This is a genomic window from Streptomyces sp. So13.3 (assembly GCF_005860785.2).
Taxonomy (GTDB): Bacteria; Actinomycetota; Actinomycetes; order Streptomycetales; family Streptomycetaceae; genus Actinacidiphila; species Actinacidiphila fildesensis.
The window spans coordinates 8633341-8650650 of sequence record NZ_CP048835.1 but is presented as its reverse complement, the minus strand read 5'-3'; the positions used below and the strand labels follow the sequence as shown (position 1 = coordinate 8650650).

Here is a 17310-nt window from a genome sequence, read left to right as displayed (position 1 = left end):
GATGGTGCGTAGCTGGGCCGAATGAGTTCGGATCCGGTGGGGCCGGATCACAAGCCGTGCCGGCGGTCGCCGAGAACGCGTTCGCACACCTCGCGCTCCACCTGCGGGGAGAAGGGGGCGCGACGGGCGGCGGCGGCCCGGTCGGTGTCCTCGGCCGTCAGGTCGGCGTTGATCGCCGAGCCCGCTCGCACTCCTGCGGCAGCGGATCCGATGACCTGCTCGAACAGGCCGGTGACGTTGCCGGCCACCCACACGCCGGGCACCGCGGTGGCGCCCAGAGGATCGGCGGCGATGTAGCTGCCGAGCACCTGGCCGCCCATCTCCTGCTCGGTGATCTCGAGGCCGAGGCCGGCAAGGATCGCCGAGCGGGCGGTGAGTCGCGGGGTGATCGCGAGCGCCTGGCACGCGACCTTCCGGCCGTCGGCCATCCGCACGCCGGAGAGCCGGTCGTCGCCGCCCGTCATCAGACCGGACACCTCGCCGGTGACGACCGTGATGTCGCGGGCGGCGAGCTTCTCGTACTCCTCGTCACCCGGTTCCGGCGCGGTGTGCAGAAAGAGAGTGACGTGGCTGCTCCACTGCCGCCACATCAGTGCCTGGTGGACGGCGAGGGGACCGGTCCCCAGGATGCCGATCCGCTGGTCGCGTACCTCCCAGCCGTGGCAGTACGGGCAGTGCAGCACCTCACGCCCCCACCGTTCGGCCAGACCGGGGACCGCGGGCAGCTCGTCGACCAGGCCCGTGGTGACCAGGAGCCGCTGCGCCAGGACCGCGGTCCCGTCGGCGAGGACGACGCGGAAGTCCCCGCCCGCGCGGCGCAAGGCGGTCGCCGCGGTGCCCGACACGATCTCGCCGCCGTAACCGATCACCTCCTGGCGGCCGGCCGCCAGGAGTTCCCCGGGTGGTGTGCCCTCGCGCGCCAGATACCCGTGGACGCCGTCCGCCGGGGCGTTCCGGGGCTGTCCGGCGTCGATCACCAGGACCGACCGCCGTGCGCGGGCCAGGGTCAGTGCTCCGCTCAGTCCCGCGGCGCCGCCTCCGATGATCACGACGTCGTAGCGCTGTTCCTCGTCCAGGGCAGCGGTGGTCGTCGTCTGCTGTGCGTGTGTCGTCATGTCGCTCGCCTCCGTTCACCGCGATCGTCATCCCATCGGCACCCGCTTGACAAAGTTTCTTGCCGGGATGGCAAATGGATATATGGCAGACGACGACATTCCCGGTGTACTGACCGCGGTGGGACCCCGGCTGCGGGCGCTGCGGCACGACCGCGGCACCACGCTGGCGCAGCTGAGCGAGATGACCGGCATCTCGCTCAGCACCCTCTCGCGCCTGGAGTCCGGGAAGCGCAAGCCGACCCTGGAGCTCCTGCTGCCGCTGGCCAAGGCCCACGGTGTGGCGCTGGACGAACTCGTCGGCGCGCCGGACACCGGCGACCCCCGCATCCGCCCCCGCCCCTTCACCCGGCACGGCCAGACCTTCGTGCCCCTGACCCGCCACCTCGGCGGGCTGCACGCCTACAAACAGATCCTCCCGGTGGGGACCGGTGCCGACGTCCGCCCCGAGCAGGGGACGCACGAGGGCTACGAATGGCTCTACGTCCTGTCCGGCAAGCTGCGACTCGCCCTGGGCGATCACGACCTCGTCCTCACCGCCGGCGAGGCCGCCGAATTCGACACCCGCACCCCGCACGGCTTCGCCAACGCCGGAACGCACCCGGTCGAGTTCCTCAGCCTGTTCGGAGCACAGGGCGAACGCATGCACGTACGAGCCCGCCCCACCGCTACGGACGGGTGAGTGGGGCCGGCGGGCAGGCAGAACCGGCTTTCCGGGCTACCCGAACTCTGGAAATAACATTCCAGGAGGCGGTTGATGACCGAATATCCGCCTTTCTCCGTACCTCTCCTGGTTTTTTGTGTCACGGACTGGTAACTATGAGTACTGGGTGACATGTGGGGCGAGATGCTTCAATCCTCAACTTTTTGAGACCTTGGGGGCATCGTGTCGTATCAGCAACCACAGGGCTGGGGCCAACCTCAACAACCTCAGGCGCCGCAGGCACCACCGGCCAGGCGCAAGAGGAACGGCTGCCTGACCGCCTTCATCGCGGTCGCGGCGTTCTGCGTCGTGATCGGCGTGATCGCCGCGGTGGCCGGCGGGGGCAAGAAGGACAGCAACGACAAGGCCGGCACTCCGACCGCGTCCGCACCGGCCGCAGCACCCGGTTCGCAGAAGGCCGCGACGACCGGGCAGGCGACAAAGCCGCCGTCGAAAGCTCCGGCTGCCGAGACGAAGGCCGCCGCGGAGACCGTGACGTACCTGGTGGAGGGCAGCACGGCCGAGGTCACCTACGGACCGGCCGGGTCGAGCTTCTCGGGGAAGGTGCCGTTGAAGGTGACGAAGCCGCTGGGGACGCCCATGTACTACTCGATCACCGCGCAGTTGCAGGGTGGGGGCCACGTGAAGTGCTCGATCCTCGTCAACGGCAAGGTGATCTCGAAGGCCGAGGCGTCGGGCGGCTACAACATCGCCATGTGTCAGATCAGCCAGGACTTCGGGGGCGACGGCTGGGTGAACACCAACGGATGACCGGCACACCGGCAGCCCCCGGCCGTGCTGCACGGTCGGGGGCTGCCGGCGTACGGGCGGGGAGCGCCCGGCGGCCGGGACGGTCAGTTGAGGATGTCGTCGAGCTCCTGGAGGAGCCGCCGCTTCGGGCGGGCTCCGACCATCGACTTCACCGGCTGCCCGCCGTTGAAGACCATGAGCGTCGGCATCGACAGCACGCCGTACGCCGCCTGCGTCTCCGGATTCGTATCCACGTCGAGCAGCACCACCTTGAGCCGGCCCGCCTGCTCCTCGGCCACCGCCTCCAGCACCGGGGCGATCATCCGGCACGGTCCGCACCAGTCCGCGGTGAACTCCACGAGCACCGGTCCCTCGGCCGCCAGCACCTCCTCGGCGAACGTCGCATCCGTCACCGTGGCCAATCCTGTCGCCTGCGCCATCTCAGCTCCTCTTCCCCTCGTTGTCCGGGTATCCGGCCCATTCGCACCGCGGCGGTGAGCTCTCCGGCGCCTGCGCGGTGGCCTCCACCTCCGCGCGCGCCAATTGCGCCCCGACCTGCTCGCGCACCTCGCGCAGCCGCGCGATGACGTCGTCGAGCTCGGCGAGCTTGCGCCGGTAGACGTCCAGCGAAGCGGGACATGAGTCCCCCTCCGGATGTCCGGCACGCAGGCATTCGACGAAGGGGCGGGTCTCTTCCAGCCCGAAGCCGAAATCCTGCAGCGTGCGGATCTGCGCCAGAAGGCGCAGATCGTCCTCGCCGTAGGACCGGTATCCGTTCCCGGCGCGCCGCGCGGGCAGCAGCCCGAGCGACTCGTAATACCGCAGGGCACGGGTCGTCACACCCGCCCGTTCCGCCAACTCACCGATCCGCATGCCCCGACGGTAGACCTTGACCCTGACGTCAACGCCAGACCGTCGGCACGACCACTTCAGCCGGCCAGAACGGACCCGGCACAGCGCTCCCCCGCACCTCTCCGGCCCGGCGGGCAACTGCTTGACCTGCGGACTCCCGCCCCATAAATTCATTTCTTTGGCTTGGTCCGCACGGACAGGCTCCATCGCCGTCCTTGAAGGACCCCATCAACTGGTACCTGGAAGCGCTCCGGAACCATCTGAATTTCCGCGGGCGCGCACGCCGCAAGGAGTTCTGGCAGTTCTACCTGGTCACCATGATCATCAGCTTCGCATTGCAGGTCGCCGAGTCGTCGCTCGGCGCCGGCCCGTACCTCTCCACGGCGTACGGCATCGCCGCCCTTCTGCCGTGCATTTCCGTGATCTGGCGCCGACTGCACGACACCGACCGGTCGGCCTGGTATCTCCTTGCGGGCGTCATTCCGCTCGTCGGTTGGATCTTCTTGCTCATCTACCTGGTGAGCGACAGCAAGCCCTACACGAACGCCTACGGCCCGTCCCCCAAGCCCGTCCCGGCGCCGGGCTACGAACGGTTCGAACCCGCGCGATAAAGGCACCCCAGAACGGGGAAATGACTCCCGTGCAACGGCGATTGCATTACCCGGCGGCGTTGAATTCGCCGCTCTCTTCATTGCTCCGAATACCAGGCACCGGCGCCCACAGTTGCGGCCAACCACCGCCCTGACATGCCCTCTTGACTGCCGCGCTTCTGTACGTTCTGCACCGAATGCGTGCACGCGCACCCCCTATCGGCGACCCACCGGTGGCCCGACTCGGTTGGTGGCAGGCCTTGTTGACTTTCCCTCAGGGGGCGGCTTCACTATTTGTTGATCCGGTCTGACAACGTTGTCAGTCGGTGGACCAACAGTTCTGGACAGTTCACAACTCTGCCTTCGGTAAGTGCGCACGTATGTCACCTAGAAGATCCCCAATCGTCTCCTGGAGCCACGTGATGACACGATATGGGCGCACTGGCGCGCCCGTCCTCCGTACCGCTGTGGCCGCGTTCTCCGCGGCCGTTCTGGTGGCGCTGCCGGTTCAGGCGCTCGGCGCCCCGGCGGCGCACGCGGCCGGACTCGTCGACGATCCCGCCTCGCTGGTGAACCCGATCATCGGAACCTCCGGAGCGGTCGACACCTTCCCGGGCGCAGACGCGCCGTTCGGGATGGTCCAGTGGAGTCCGGACACGACCCCGCACCGGCCCGACGGCGGCGGCTATGAGTACAACGACAAGAAGATCTCCGGCTACAGCCTGACGCACCTGTCCGGGCCCGGATGTCCGGCCGCCGGCGATCTGCCCATTCTTCCGTTCACCGGTGCGTTGACCGGCGACCTGGCCGCGACCTCGGTCGGCTTCGACCACGCCAAGGAGACCGCGCAGGCCGGCTACTACGCACTCACCGACGGCTCCGGCGTGAACACCGAACTGACGGCCACCGCCCGCGCCGGCATGGGCCGCTTCACCTTTCCCAGCGGCTCCGACGCCCATCTCCTGCTCAAGCTGAGCGGCGGCGCCACCAAGATCGACGGCACCCGGGCGCAGATCGTCAACGACCATGAAGTGACCGGCGCGATCGACAGCGGCCACTTCTGCGGCGCGAACAACACATACACCCTGCATTTCACGATCAGCTTCGACCGGCCGTTCAGCAGCAGCGGCACCTGGGTCGGCAGCACGGTCGACCCGAACGCCAAGGCGCTGAAGCTGGGCGCTCCCCAGCAGCAGCTGCCCGCCGCCACCACCCGGGCGGCCACGCCCGGGGCGCACTTCACCCTCCCGTCGAAGCAGCGGCCGACGACCCACGGCGGGGCCGGCGCGTCGAAGGTGAAGGCCCCCTCCAACCCGCCGGTGGTCGGCGCCAACGGCGTCTATCTCGGATTCGACACGTCGAAGTCCGCGACCGTCACCGCGAAGGTCGGCATCTCGTACACCTCGGACGCCAACGCCGCGGGCAACGTCGCGAGTGAGATCCACGGCTGGAACTTCAACACGGTCCGGCAGGCCACGCACAACGCGTGGAACCAGACCCTCGGACGGATCAGGATCGGCGGCGGCAGCACCGACCAGCAGACCCAGTTCTACACCGCGCTCTACCACTCCCTGCTGCACCCCAACGTGTTCTCGGACAGCAACGGGCAGTACATGGGGATGGACCGGCAGATCCATACGACCGCCAGAGGTCACGTCCAGTACGCCAACTACTCGGGCTGGGACACCTACCGGTCGCAGACCCAGCTGATGGCGATGGTCGCTCCGGCCGTGACCTCCGACGTGGTCACGTCGATGCTCAACGGCTACCACCAGATCGGGATCCTGCCCAAGTGGGCGCAGAACAACGGTGAGAGCTATGTGATGGTCGGCGACCCCGCCGACGGCATCATCGCCGGCGCCTACGCGTTCGGCGCCCGCGGCTTCGACACCGGGGACGCGCTGACCGCGATGACGTGGCAGGCCACGCACCCCAACGGCGACCGTCCGGGCCAGGCCGTCCGCGACGCCAAGGGCTATCTGCCGATCGACAACAGCACATGGGGCTGCTGCAACTTCTACGGGCCGGTCTCGACGCAGTTGGAGTACGACAGCGCGGACTACGCCATCGCCGCCTTCGCCAAGTCCCTCGGGAAGAAGGACCTCTACTCCACCTTCGCCGGCCAGGCGCAGGACTGGCAGAACGTCTTCAACCCGCAGACCGGCTACCTGCAGGCGAAGCTGGCCAGCGGCGAGTTCGCCGCCGGCTTCACCCCCGGCACGTCCAACGGGTTCGTCGAGGGAACCTCGGCGCAGTACACCCCGATGGTCCCGTTCAACCTCCAGGCGCTCATCCAGTCGCGCGGCGGGGCCGCCGCCTACAGCAGCTATCTGGACGGCCTGCTGTCCGCTCTCACCGAGCCGGACAGCACCCACGCGGATCTGAGCAACGAGCCCAGTGTGGAGATCCCCTGGGAGTACGCCTACCTGGGCCGGCCCTGGAAGACGCAGAAGGCGGTGCGGGACGTGCAGCAGCAGCTGTACTTCAACGCCCCCGTCGGTTCCTTCGGCAACGACGACCTGGGCGCCATGTCGTCCTGGTACGTCTGGTCCGAGCTGGGCATGTACCCGGAGACCCCCGGCACCGATACCCTGGTGCTCGGCAGCCCCGTCTTCCCGACCGCGAAGGTGACCCTGGGCAACGGTCGCACCGTGACGATCAACGCTCCCGCCGCGGCCACCGGCAGCCCGTACGTACAGGGGCTGAAGGTCAACGGCGCGGCGTGGAACAAGCCGTGGACCAGCTTCAGCAAGCTGTCCGGCGGCGCGACCCTCGACTACACCCTCGCGGCCACCCCGAACACGTCCTGGGGCTCGGCGGCCGCCGACGCACCGCCCTCCGACAGCACAGGACAGCGCGACGTCATCGCCGCGACCGGGCCGTCCGGCGCCGGGCTCGTCCTGGCACCGGGCGCGAGCGGGACCGGGACGCTGAACCTGGCCAACATCTCCGACAGCCCGGTGACCGTCGCGTGGACCGCCACGCCGCCGAGCGGTGTCACGATGGCGACCTCCAGCGGCACCCTCACCGTCCCGGCGCACTCCCCGGCCGAGCAGCAACTCCAGGTGACCGCGGGAAGTACCGAGGGCGCCTACTCGATCCCGATCAGTCTCACCGGCAGCGACGGCGGCACCCTTCCGTCGACCGCGCTGCACGTGGCGGTGGCCGCACCGGGTGCGCTGTGGCCGTACGCGACCGGGACCGGCGTGTACCCCGACGGCAAGACCTTCGGCGGCGGCTTCGACGAGCAGGGCTGGGCCTACTCGCAGAACGCGCTGGACGCGGCCGGAGTGAAGACGGGCGGCACCGTGACGGCCGACGGCATCGCCTACCCCTGGCCGGGCGGCAGCGGCAAGCCGGACAACATCGCGGCCGCGGGCCAGACCATCCCGGTCGCCGCCCCGGCGAAGGCCACCGCGATCGGCTTCCTGGGAGCCGCGATCAACGCCCCCTCGAAGGGCACCAGCGGCGCGGTGACCGTCACCTACACCGACGGCTCCACGGAGAAGGTCACGCTGGCCATGTCCGACTGGACGCTGAACGCCGGGGGGAGCACGCCGCTCCCGGGGACGACCACGGTCGTCGGGACCCCGTACCGGAACGTCGGCGACGGATCCAAGGACATGGTCGGAACGTACCTGTTCAGCAGCAAGCTCCCGCTGACCGCGGGCAAGCAGATCGCCGGCGTCACCCTGCCGGTGACGGCCGACGGCACGCTGCACCTGTTCGGGATCGGCTTCACCGGCTGACCGGGACAGAGCGAACGGCCTGAACCGGGGCGGACGGCGAGCACTCCCGCCGTCCGCCCCGGCACGTTTCCCCCTGGCCAGGCTCAAGCGTATCTCACATTGATCTACCAAAACGAACACACTCATGTTAGAACTGGGGGCATGAGTACTGCGAACCGCCTCGACGTCACGCTGCGCCTGGTCCAGGGGGCCGAGCGGATGGGGGTCGCCGAGCTGGCCCGGCGGCTGGGCGTGTCGGAGATGACCGTGCGCCGGGATCTGGACGAGCTGGAACGCCAGGGGATGGTGCGCAGGGTGCACGGCGGCGCGGTCGCGGCCGGTCTCCCCGAGCAGGGCTCCGGCTTCGCGGCGCGTGAGCCCTGGCAGGCCGCCACCAAGGACCGGCTGGGTGCGGCCGTGGCCGAACTGGTGGAACCGGGGCAGACCGTACTGCTCGACGCGGGCACCACCACCGTGCACGTCGCCGGGCATCTGATCGCGCGGGCACCGTTGACGGTCGCGGTCCTCAGTCTGCAGGCGGCCGTACGGCTGGCGGACCAGCCCGGCATCCGGCTGCTCGTGCTGGGCGGGGAATCACGTCCGGGCGAGCGGTCCCTGATCGGACCGCTGGCGTTGCGAGCCGTGGACGGACTGGCCTTCGACTGCTTCGTCATGTCGATCGGCGGCGTGCACGCCGATCACGGCTGGTCGGAGTTCTCCCTGGACGACTGCGCGGTCAAGCAGACCGCGCTGGCCCGCGCCAGCCGCACCGTCGCGGTGGCCGACGCCACCAAGCTCGGGGTGCAGGCGTTCAGCCGGGTCGCCCCGCTGAACGCCGTGGACACCTTCGTCACCGACGCGGCCGGCGACGACCCGGACACGCACCCCGGCGGACCCGCCACGCTCGCCGCACTGCGCGATGCCGGCGTCCGCACCCACCTGATCTGACCGGTCCCGATCCGACCAGGTCCGATCCGACCGGGTCCGCCGCTCGCGCCCACCGCACAACGGCCGACGCACCGCCTCTGCCGCACCACACGTACCGACGAAAGGCGCCTGATGCCCGCCCCGTTCCACCCCTTGATGATCCTGGTCGCCGGCCCCTACCGGTCCGGCACGGGAGACGACCCGGTGAAGCTCGCCGCCAACGTCCACGCCATGAACCAGGCCGCCCTGACGTTGTTCCGGGCCGGGCACCTGCCCGTCACCGGTGAGGCGCTGGCCCTGCCGCTGATCGAGACCGCGGGTTCCGCCGGCATCGGCGACCCGGCGTTCGACGAGATCTTCCATCCCGTCGCGGAGCGCCTGCTGGCGAGGTGCGACGCCGTCTGGCGCATCGGCGGACCTTCCGCGGGGGCGGATCTGATGACCAGCCAGGCCGAAGCGCTGGGCAAGCAGGTCTTCCACCACCTCGACGAGATCCCCGCCGCCCGATGACGGCCGGCATCGACACACCCGACCGACGTGGCCGGACCCGGCTGGACCAGGACGGCCTCGACCTGACCGGCAATCCCCGGGTCGTGGTCCGGGACGTCAGGCTGTTGTCCTGCCACTGGTACGTCCTGCGCACCACCACGTTCGACTACCGGCACTCGGACGGCCACTGGAGCACCGAACAGCGTGAGACGTACGACCGTGGCAACGGCGCCACCGTACTGCTCCACGACCGCGACCGTGGCACCGTGCTGCTCACCCGCCAGTTCCGTTACCCCGCCTACGCGAACGGCCACCCGGACGGCATGCTCCTGGAGACCGCCGCCGGCCTGCTCGACGAGGACGGCCCCGAGACGGCGATACGGCGCGAGGCCGCGGAGGAGACAGGGCACACCATCGGTGCGGTGGAGCATGTCTTCGACGTCTACATGAGCCCTGGATCGGTCACCGAACGCCTGCATTTCTACGCGGCGCCGTACAGTTCCGCGACACGCGACACGGGTGGCGGCGGACTGGCGGAGGAAGGCGAGGACATCGAAGTCGTCGAACTCCCCTTCACCCGGGCCCTCGACCTGATCCGGTCCGGCGACATCGCCGACGCCAAAACCATCATGCTGCTTCAATGGGCCGCGCTGGACGGCCCATTCGCCCCGGGTCATCGGCAGGAAAGTTAATTCCGGACCCGCCCGTCCGGCTGTCGCTCATTTCAGGGGCTTCGCGCCCTTGAGCTCGAACCAGACGGATTTGCCGCAGTCGGTGAGGTCCACACCCCAGTCGCTGGCGAGTTGGTCGACCAGGGCGAGGCCCCGGCCGAATTCGTCGTCGGGACGGGCGTTGTGCAGCCGGGGAAGCAGCCTGCTGCCGTCATCGATGTGGCAGCGCAGCGCATGGCCGCCCCGGGCGGTCAGATGGATGGGGCCCGGCGCGTAACGCACCGCATTGGTGACCAGTTCGCTGACGAGGAGTTCCGCGGTATCGGTGAAATGCTCCATCCCCCATTGCCGCAGCACCTGGCGGAGCGCCGACCGGGCCTGGCGACACGCCGTCGGCGTACGGGGCAACGGCCAGGGGCCACCCGTCAGGAGATCCTGCCGCGGCACCATCGGCAGGGACCGGTCCTGGTGCAGGGCTGGGCCTTCATAATGCCGCCCACTACCCAGCTGCCCCAGCAGATCTGCTTCGGCGGGGGCGCCCGTGGAAGGGCGAGGTCGGCGCATAAGGGCCTCCACTGGGCCCGGGACGCCCTCGCGTGGGCGGCCGGGACACGGGATGGGGCCACTTCCCAAGGGGGAGTGGGTCGTGCCGAGTACGGGATACCTATGCGTACTCAAAAGATCTTGACGGTTTCACCGCACAGGGCAGCATTACCGCGAAGTAAAGCCTATGTCGACTTTACCGTGGAGTAAAGTGCCATTCATGATCGATGCGGGGAGCGCCACGCCATCACCTGAAGATCTCTCCGTAACCGGACGGCCACGCATACGCGCGGCCTCCCATTCCAGAGAAGCGCACATGCTGGACGCCGCATGCGTCATCTTCGCGGAGGCAGGCTATCTGGCCGCCACCATGGAGGCCATCGCCGCGCGCGCCCATTCCACCAAACCGACGCTGTACGCGCATTTCGGAAGCAAGGAAGACCTCTACAAGCGCTGCAGCGAACGGGCCGCGGAGACTCTTGCCCGGCAGCTCTTCGATGCCCAGGTCGCGGCGGAGCGCCTTTCGCTGGAACACCAGGTGCGCGCCGGAACCCTCGCATTCTTCGACTATGCCGCCGCGCATCCCCATGAGTTCCGCCTCCTGTTCGGCTCGGAGGCCTCGGGCACCGTCCCGGCCGCCCGGCACCGGCTGATGACCGCCGCCACCGACCGGATCGCCCACCTGATCAGGGAGTTCGCGGCATCGCACGGGCAGCCGCCGTGGGGGGCCAGCGCGACCTTGTGCGCTTCCTTCATCGTCGGTCTCGCCGTGGAGGGCGCGCGGTGCGCTCTCGGCACCGGCTCGCTCAGTCCGCGGCTGGCCGGCGAGTTCGCGACGTCGTTCACAGTGGCCGCGCTGCGGCACATCGACATCTCCCTGGCCGCGGCCGTCGACACCGAGTGACCGCCCTCGGTGCGGCCCGCCGGTGAGTGCGGGCCGCACCGGCGGGCGCCCGGGGCCCAGACCTCGGGCCGGGCCGGCCGTGATGGCGATGCCGAGGGCGAGGGGTGCGATGGACAGAGCCGCGTTCTGCGGGGACAGCCCCAGCGGTCCCCGCAGGAAGACCGACAGGACCAGCATCTGCCCGGTGAACGAGGCGAAGAACGCCACGGCGACCAGGATCCCGCCGGTGTAGCCGCGGTTGCGCAGCAGGCCGGGGTGGACCAGCGGCGACGGCCGGCGGAGCTGGTCTGACGCGGCCGGCCGGATCCGTCCGGCGGAGAGCACCGGTGCGCCCGGGAAACTCCCGTGCGCCCGCGCCGGGGGCTGCGATACCGTCGGCGCCCATGACTCCTTCTCCCCGCATCCGCCCTCCCTACGACGCCGACGAACGCACCCAACTGGTGGGCTGGCTCGACATGCAGCGCGCGATCATCCGCTGGAAATGCGAAGGCGTGTCCGAGGAGGACGCCCACCGGTCGGTCCTCCCGACCTCTCCCCACATGACGATCGCGGGCATCGTCTCCCACATGCGGTGGGTCGAGCACTGCTGGTTCGAGGTCCTGCTGCTCGGCAGGAAGGCCGAGGGTCCGCAGTTCGACGACGGGCCCGAGGATGCCGACATGATGGTCGACGACATCCCCCTCGCGCAGCTCCTGGCGGAATACGAGCGCAGTTGCGAGGTGTCCAACGAGATCATCGCGTCCCTTTCGCTGGACACGGTGGGCAAGCACCCGGACTTCGGCGCCGCCGCCGCGTCACTGCGCTGGATGCTCCTCCACATGATCGAGGAGACCGCCCGGCACGCCGGCCACATGGACACCGTCCGGGAGCTCGTCGACGGCGAGAAGGGCTACTACTGACCGGTGTGACGGCCGGAGCGGCGCGCCGAAGCGCGCCAGGCAGTGCCAGACCTTCTTGAGCGCCTGGGCGTCGTAGCGGCCGGTGCGGGCCGCGTCTCCGATGATCCGGGGATCGAGCCGGCCGTCGACCGCGATGGCGGCGCCCAGATCGACGTACTCCTGGCCGCGGAAGTCCGGGTGGCGCCGCAGGTTCTCGACGGTGAGCCGGAAGCCGCCGTGCCATTCGACGGGACACGGCAGCCGCGCGGCCTCGGCCTCCACCTCCGTGCCGCGATAGCTGGGATCGAGGACCAACGCCTCCACATCGCGGTCGAGCAGGACCGGCCCGTGGATCTGCGCCTCGACATGGCCGTCCAGGGCGTCCAGCTTCCCGGCCGCGGCCAGTTCGACGAGTGCGCAGCTGGTGGCGACGCCGAAGTCGGACGGCTCGGTGGAGCTGTCCGGATAGCAGAACGTGGCCCGGGCGACGGCCTCGGCGGTCAGCCGGAAGTGCGAGGAGCCGAATCGCGGTGCCGCACCGATGTGCTCGTGACGGAAGTTGAGCGCGCCATAGACCGGGCGCTCGTGCGCGGCGGCATCGTCGTAGGCGCCGCCGAAGATCAGGCTCTCCCAGCGCCACCGGTCCCCGCCTGGGTGGGCGGTCAGGCCGCCGTTGCTGGTGCCGGTCACGAACTGCGAGGAGTAGACGCCGTCCTGCGCCAGTCGCCGCAGAATCGGCAGTCCGCCTGTCCACCGGTCGGGGTGGAGGTTCATCGTCACGCGCAGCCCGGCGTCGAGCGGTCCGCCCGTGGACCGGGCAGCGACGTGCCGCAGGGCTCTCGCCTGCGGCGACCTGGGTGTATCAGCGCTCATCCGTGAATTCTGCGCGAAAGCCGTCCGCCGGCGCATCCGGATTGAACGGCCTGTCGGCGAGCAGTCCGTAGAGGAGATCGTCCGTCCACTCGCCCTTGATCCAGGTGAACGCGGGGCGCCGCCCCTCCAGTTGGAACCCCAGCCGTTCCAGCAGCTGGGCCGAACTCACGTTGCGGGCATCGCACTCCGCCGACATCCGGCGCAGACCGCCGGCGAACCGGTCCTGCAGCACGGCGCTCACGGCTTCGGTCGCGTATCCGTGGCCCTGCCGGTCGCGGGCGAGGGTGAAGCCGAGGTCGGCCTGCATGAGGTTCTCGTTCAGGTTCACCCCGACATCGCCGATCAGACAGCCGTCCTCCTTGAGCTCGATCGCGTACTGGAACCAGCCCGGCCGGGTCGGATCGTCGCTGAACTTCGCGATGAGCGCGTCCGCCGACTCGGCGGACACCGGGGCGGACCAGCCCTGATAGCGGGCCACCTCCGGGTCCGAGCGGTACACCGAGAGCGCCGGCGCGTCGGCGGGCCGGAAGTGGCGCAGGCGGAGCCGGGGCGTGTCGAGAAGCATGCGAGGAGGATCTCATGGGGTGCCCACGAGCCAGGTGGCGAGCCGGGTACCGAGCCTGTCAGCGCTGTGGATGCAGGACCGCCTCGGCGATCTGCCGCACCCGGTCCATGGTGATGCCGGTGCGCTGTTCCACCGCCAGCGGGTGGTCCGTGGGCTCGAGTTCCACCCGCGGGCGCCGGCCGACGGGGCGCGTGTGGGCGTTCGTCTTGAGGTCGGTCGTGCTCTCCGGATACAGGCTCAGTTCCGTCGACAGCCAACCGAAGTACGGCCGTTCGGTCTCCCGGCCCGGGGTCTCCCACAGCTCGCTCGCCCGCGCGAAGCTCTCACGGCTGAGGGAGATCCACACGCCCCAGGCGAAGACGTCCGTGCGTCCGATCACGGGTATCTCGATCAGACCCCGCACGAAGAAGGCCTGGTTCCTGATCACGCACTGGTCCAACGACAGGATGCTGTCGGGGTCGTTGGCGAAGGCCGGCTCCCAGATGTCCGGGGCCATGGTGGAGTAGCTCATCGGGAGCTCTTCGTGGTGCTCGCCGCAAGTGGAGCAGAGGAATCCGAGATCGACTGACATGGCGGAGACAATATCCGCTCCACGGTGTCCCGGATCCGCGCAGGGTGCCGGTACGGCCGGGCAGCCGCTCAGCACCGTCGCCGGTGGAGGGGCGTAGGTTCGCCGTAGAGCTTCGGTGCGGTGGAAGGGGCGGTGCTCGCGGATGCGCTCGATGGACGACCTTGACGATGTGAACGACGTGAACGACGGGGCGAGCACCGTACGGCCGGCCGTTCTGCTCGGCCATCTCGGTTACGGGCTCGGTGCGTCGAAGGCCGTCGTGGCGGTCCTGCCCGACGGCCGCGCTCCACAGCGGGTCGAACTGCTCACCGCCGACGCGCTCGTCGTCCGCCGCCTCACGGCCGGTCCCGTCCAGGCGGTGCCCGGTTGGCGGCGCGGCCCGTTCGCGCGGGTGGAGCTGCCGCAGGACCTGGAGCCGGGCCGCTACGCGGTCCGTGTCGTCGACGGCGACGGCCGCCGGACCGTCTCGGATCGTTTCGAGGTCGCGGAGGACCGGCTGCAGCGCGAAACGATGTCCGACGTGCTGGCGTACTTCAAGGCGATGCGATCCAGCGGCGAGATCGACCGGAAGGACCGGCACGCCGTGCTGTGGGGCGACGACACCCGCCGGGAGGTCGACGCGCGCGGCGGCTGGCTGGACGCGAGCGGCGACACCAGCAAGTTCCTCAACCACCTCACGTACACCCGCACGATGAGCCCGCAGCAGATGCCGTTGTGCGCGTGGGCCATGATGGCCGCCCGTGACGCGATCGCCGAGCGCCATTCGGCGCTGGTCCGTTCCCTCGGCGCACGGCTGCGCGACGAGGCGCTGTGGGGCGCGGACTTCCTCGTCCGCTTCCGGGCGCCGGAGGGGTACTTCTACACCGGCATCTTCGACGCGCTGACCAAGAAGCTCGACGAGCGCGTCGTGACCGCGCCGCTGGCGGAGTGCGTACGCACCGACCGCTACCAGGCCGCCTACCGGCAGGGCGGCGGCCTGGCCATCGCGGCCCTGGCGCGCGCCGCGACCCTCGACGACCACGGTGACTTCACCGGCCCCGAGTACCTCTCCGCCGCGGTCCAGGGCTTCGTCCATCTCGAAGCCCACAACCTGGAGTATCTCGACGACGGCACGGAGTCGATCGTCGACGACTACACGGCGTTGCTGGCCGCGACCGAACTCGTGGCGGCGGGCGCGGACGGGGAGAACGGAGCCCCGGAGACCGGAGCCCGGGAAGCGGCCAGCCGACGGGTGCGCTCACTCCTCACCCGGTACGTACGACCCCCCGACGGCCCCGGATGGTTCACCGGGGACGCCGCCGGACGCCCGTTCTTCCACGCCGCCGAGGCCGGACTGCCCGTGCTCGCGCTGACCCGGTTCGCCACCGTTCTGCCCGGCTCCCCCGAGGCCGGTCCGGCCCGGGCACTGGCTCTGGAAGCCATGCTCGACACGCTGCGCCGCACCCACGCGGTCCCCAACCCGTTCGGCTATCCGCGCCAGCGGGTGCAGCCCGCCGGCGAATCGGCCGAGGACGCGTTCTTCTTCCCCCATGCCAATGAGACGGGCTACTGGTGGCAGGGCGAGAACGCCACCATCGCCTCACTGGCCGCGGCCGCCTCCGCGTGTGCCGCCCTCGACGGCGTCGCCGAGGACGACCGCGCCCGGCTCGGCGCGTTCGCCGACGACCAGTTGGCGTGGATCACCGGCCGCAACCCGTTCGACGCGTCGATGATCCAGGGCCGCGGCCGTAACAACGTCGACTACGCGTCGGACTTCCCCAACATCCCCGGCGGAATCGTCAACGGCATCACCTCGGGGTGGTCCGACGAGGTGGACATCGCCTTCCTTCCATCCGACGCCCCGCCGGGGGACGCCTGGCGCTGGGCCGAGCAGTGGATCCCGCACACGGGGTGGTTCCTGCTCGCCGTCGGGTCCGCCCGCCGACGGCCGCGACGGCCGGTCTTCTGATGGTGAGCCCTCTGGTCACCGCCCCTCGGAGGTGAGGAGTCCGACGACCAGTTCACGCGGCAGCCCGTGGGTCTCGTGCAGATAGCTGTAGTCCTCCTCGCGCAGCGGCCCGTCGAACCCCTGCCGGGACAGCACCAGCCGGCCCCGCTCCAGCAGCTTCGAGAAGCGGCGCTCCTCGTCGAGCAGCACATCGCGCACGGATCCGACCTCGCCCGTCTGCCGGAAGTGGTCGAGAGTGTGCTCGAAGAGCTCCGTGGGGAGGTCGGACAACGTCCGCGAGGGGCCGTCCCGCCACAAGGTGGTCAGCACCCGGCGCGTCAGCCGGCGCAGGACGTAGCCGCGGCCGGTGTTCGACGGGAGGACGCCGTCGCCGATGACCACGATGCTGGACCGCAGGTGGTCACAGACGACACGGAGCGAGAACTCGTCCAGGTCCCACAGGCCGGAGATCGTGCTCGTCCAGGGGTCGAAGATGTCGCACTCGTAGACCGATGGCTTGTCCTGCAGCACGGTCAGGAGCCGCTCCAGACCCAGCCCGGTGTCGATGCTTGGCCGGAGCAGGGGTTGGAGGCTTCCGTCGTCGTGGCGGTGGTACCGCATCTTCACGTGGTTCCACACCTCGACCCATCGCTGATCGCTGGTCGGGGTGCCCTGCGGTGGGGTGTCGCCGGTCCATACGAAGATCTCCGAGTCGGGTCCGCACGGCCCGGTGGGGCCGTTGGACCACCAGTTGTCCTCGCGTGTCAGCTCCACCGGCACGCTCAGCTCGTTCCAGGTCCGCAGGGACTCGGTGTCGGGGCCGACCTGGTCGTCGCCGCCGAAGACGGTGACATGCAGCCGGCCGGGCTGGATGCCGAAGCCGTCGCGCAGCAGTTCGTAGCCCCAGCGCAGGCTCTGCGGGCCTCCGTAGTCCCCGAGCGACCATGAACCCAGCATCTCGAAGACGGTCAGGTGGGTACGGTCGCCGACCTCGTCCAGGTCGGTCGTGCGCAGACAGCGTTGCAGGCCGACCAGCCGCTGACCGAGCGGATGCGGGCGGCCGAGCAGGTACGGGGTGAGCGGGTGCATGCCGGAGGTGGTGAACAGCACCGGGTCTCCGGGTGGCCGGAGAAGCGAGTCACCGGTGATGCGCTGGTGTCCGCGGTCGCGGAAGAAGTCGATGAAGGTGCTGACGGTCCGGTCGGTGTTCATGGCGGCGGTTCCTTC

Annotated in this window: 18 protein-coding genes; 10 read left to right on the top strand and 8 right to left on the bottom strand. The window is 69.8% G+C overall.

Translation table 11 applies throughout. The features are described from left to right. Positions 1 to 47 precede the first annotated feature (47 nt). The gene (locus tag C8250_RS38525; protein WP_138354394.1) at positions 48 to 1115 is read right to left on the bottom strand and encodes an NAD(P)/FAD-dependent oxidoreductase; all 1068 of its coding nucleotides are present in this window, start codon (positions 1113 to 1115) and stop codon (positions 48 to 50) included. Between the two features lie 82 nt (positions 1116 to 1197). On the opposite strand from C8250_RS38525, the gene C8250_RS38520 reads away from it, so the two are divergent. Continuing rightward, complete coding sequence (locus C8250_RS38520; RefSeq protein WP_138354393.1) at positions 1198 to 1794, top strand: XRE family transcriptional regulator; 597 nt, start codon at positions 1198 to 1200, stop codon at positions 1792 to 1794. 204 nt (positions 1795 to 1998) lie between these two features. Further along, on the top strand, positions 1999 to 2586 hold the full coding sequence (locus C8250_RS38515) for a hypothetical protein (RefSeq protein ID WP_138354392.1): 588 nt from the start codon (positions 1999 to 2001) through the stop codon (positions 2584 to 2586). Between the two features lie 83 nt (positions 2587 to 2669). Here C8250_RS38515 and trxA read toward each other — a convergent pair whose 3' ends face one another. Then, positions 2670 to 3005: a thioredoxin gene (gene trxA / locus C8250_RS38510; RefSeq protein WP_138354391.1), complete on the bottom strand. Its 336-nt coding sequence runs from the start codon at positions 3003 to 3005 to the stop codon at positions 2670 to 2672. A gap of 1 nt (position 3006) precedes the next feature. Further along, a complete protein-coding gene (locus tag C8250_RS38505) occupies positions 3007 to 3438 on the bottom strand; it encodes a MerR family transcriptional regulator (RefSeq protein WP_138354390.1) in 432 nt (143 codons plus the stop codon). Positions 3439 to 3632: 194 nt separating this feature from the next. On the opposite strand from C8250_RS38505, the gene C8250_RS38500 reads away from it, so the two are divergent. The 5 genes from C8250_RS38500 to C8250_RS38480 all read left to right on the top strand — a co-directional run bounded on the left by C8250_RS38500 (position 3633) and on the right by C8250_RS38480 (position 9843). Beyond that, the gene (locus C8250_RS38500) at positions 3633 to 4028 is read left to right on the top strand and encodes a DUF805 domain-containing protein (RefSeq protein ID WP_244809645.1); all 396 of its coding nucleotides are present in this window, start codon (positions 3633 to 3635) and stop codon (positions 4026 to 4028) included. Positions 4029 to 4429: 401 nt separating this feature from the next. Further along, positions 4430 to 7756, top strand: coding sequence for a lectin (locus C8250_RS38495; RefSeq protein ID WP_138354389.1), 3327 nt, complete (start codon positions 4430 to 4432; stop codon positions 7754 to 7756). Between the two features lie 141 nt (positions 7757 to 7897). Continuing rightward, entirely contained in the window at positions 7898 to 8683 is a 786-nt protein-coding gene (locus tag C8250_RS38490; protein ID WP_138354388.1) for a DeoR/GlpR family DNA-binding transcription regulator, read from the top strand. A 111-nt stretch (positions 8684 to 8794) separates the two neighbouring features. Further along, the gene (locus C8250_RS38485; protein ID WP_232485108.1) at positions 8795 to 9172 is read left to right on the top strand and encodes a DUF4406 domain-containing protein; all 378 of its coding nucleotides are present in this window, start codon (positions 8795 to 8797) and stop codon (positions 9170 to 9172) included. Then, positions 9169 to 9843 (top strand): NUDIX domain-containing protein, encoded by a 675-nt coding sequence (locus tag C8250_RS38480; RefSeq protein ID WP_138354387.1) that lies wholly within the window; start codon positions 9169 to 9171, stop codon positions 9841 to 9843. The genes C8250_RS38485 and C8250_RS38480 overlap by 4 nt, the downstream gene beginning before the upstream one ends. Positions 9844 to 9870: 27 nt before the next feature. On the opposite strand, the gene C8250_RS38475 is transcribed toward C8250_RS38480, so the two are convergent. Beyond that, positions 9871 to 10272 (bottom strand): ATP-binding protein, encoded by a 402-nt coding sequence (locus tag C8250_RS38475; protein ID WP_138354386.1) that lies wholly within the window; start codon positions 10270 to 10272, stop codon positions 9871 to 9873. Positions 10273 to 10585: 313 nt separating this feature from the next. Here C8250_RS38475 and C8250_RS38470 point away from each other — a divergent pair, with 313 nt between their 5' ends. Together C8250_RS38470 and C8250_RS38465 are read left to right on the top strand one after the other, a co-directional pair. After that, on the top strand, positions 10586 to 11269 hold the full coding sequence (locus C8250_RS38470; protein ID WP_187145151.1) for a TetR/AcrR family transcriptional regulator: 684 nt from the start codon (positions 10586 to 10588) through the stop codon (positions 11267 to 11269). A 383-nt stretch (positions 11270 to 11652) separates the two neighbouring features. Beyond that, on the top strand, positions 11653 to 12168 hold the full coding sequence (locus C8250_RS38465; RefSeq protein WP_138354384.1) for a DinB family protein: 516 nt from the start codon (positions 11653 to 11655) through the stop codon (positions 12166 to 12168). On the opposite strand, the gene C8250_RS38460 is transcribed toward C8250_RS38465, so the two are convergent. The 3 genes from C8250_RS38460 to C8250_RS38450 are packed head-to-tail and all read right to left on the bottom strand — an operon-like array spanning position 12064 to position 14156. Further along, positions 12064 to 13020 carry a DUF3626 domain-containing protein gene (locus C8250_RS38460; RefSeq protein WP_187145150.1) on the bottom strand — a complete coding sequence of 319 codons (957 nt, stop codon included), beginning with the start codon at positions 13018 to 13020 and terminating at the stop codon, positions 12064 to 12066. The two genes, C8250_RS38465 and C8250_RS38460, sit on opposite strands and share 105 nt — an antisense overlap. Further along, complete coding sequence (locus tag C8250_RS38455) at positions 13010 to 13585, bottom strand: GNAT family N-acetyltransferase (protein WP_138354383.1); 576 nt, start codon at positions 13583 to 13585, stop codon at positions 13010 to 13012. The genes C8250_RS38460 and C8250_RS38455 overlap by 11 nt, the downstream gene beginning before the upstream one ends. Before the next feature lie 58 nt (positions 13586 to 13643). Then, positions 13644 to 14156 (bottom strand): DUF2199 domain-containing protein, encoded by a 513-nt coding sequence (locus tag C8250_RS38450; protein WP_138354382.1) that lies wholly within the window; start codon positions 14154 to 14156, stop codon positions 13644 to 13646. A gap of 151 nt (positions 14157 to 14307) precedes the next feature. On the opposite strand from C8250_RS38450, the gene C8250_RS38445 reads away from it, so the two are divergent. Beyond that, positions 14308 to 16104, top strand: a complete 1797-nt coding sequence (locus tag C8250_RS38445; RefSeq protein WP_138354381.1) for a glycoside hydrolase family 9 protein — start codon at positions 14308 to 14310, stop codon at positions 16102 to 16104. A gap of 15 nt (positions 16105 to 16119) precedes the next feature. Here C8250_RS38445 and C8250_RS38440 read toward each other — a convergent pair whose 3' ends face one another. Beyond that, positions 16120 to 17295, bottom strand: a complete 1176-nt coding sequence (locus tag C8250_RS38440; protein ID WP_138354380.1) for an alanine--tRNA ligase-related protein — start codon at positions 17293 to 17295, stop codon at positions 16120 to 16122. Positions 17296 to 17310 lie beyond the last annotated feature (15 nt).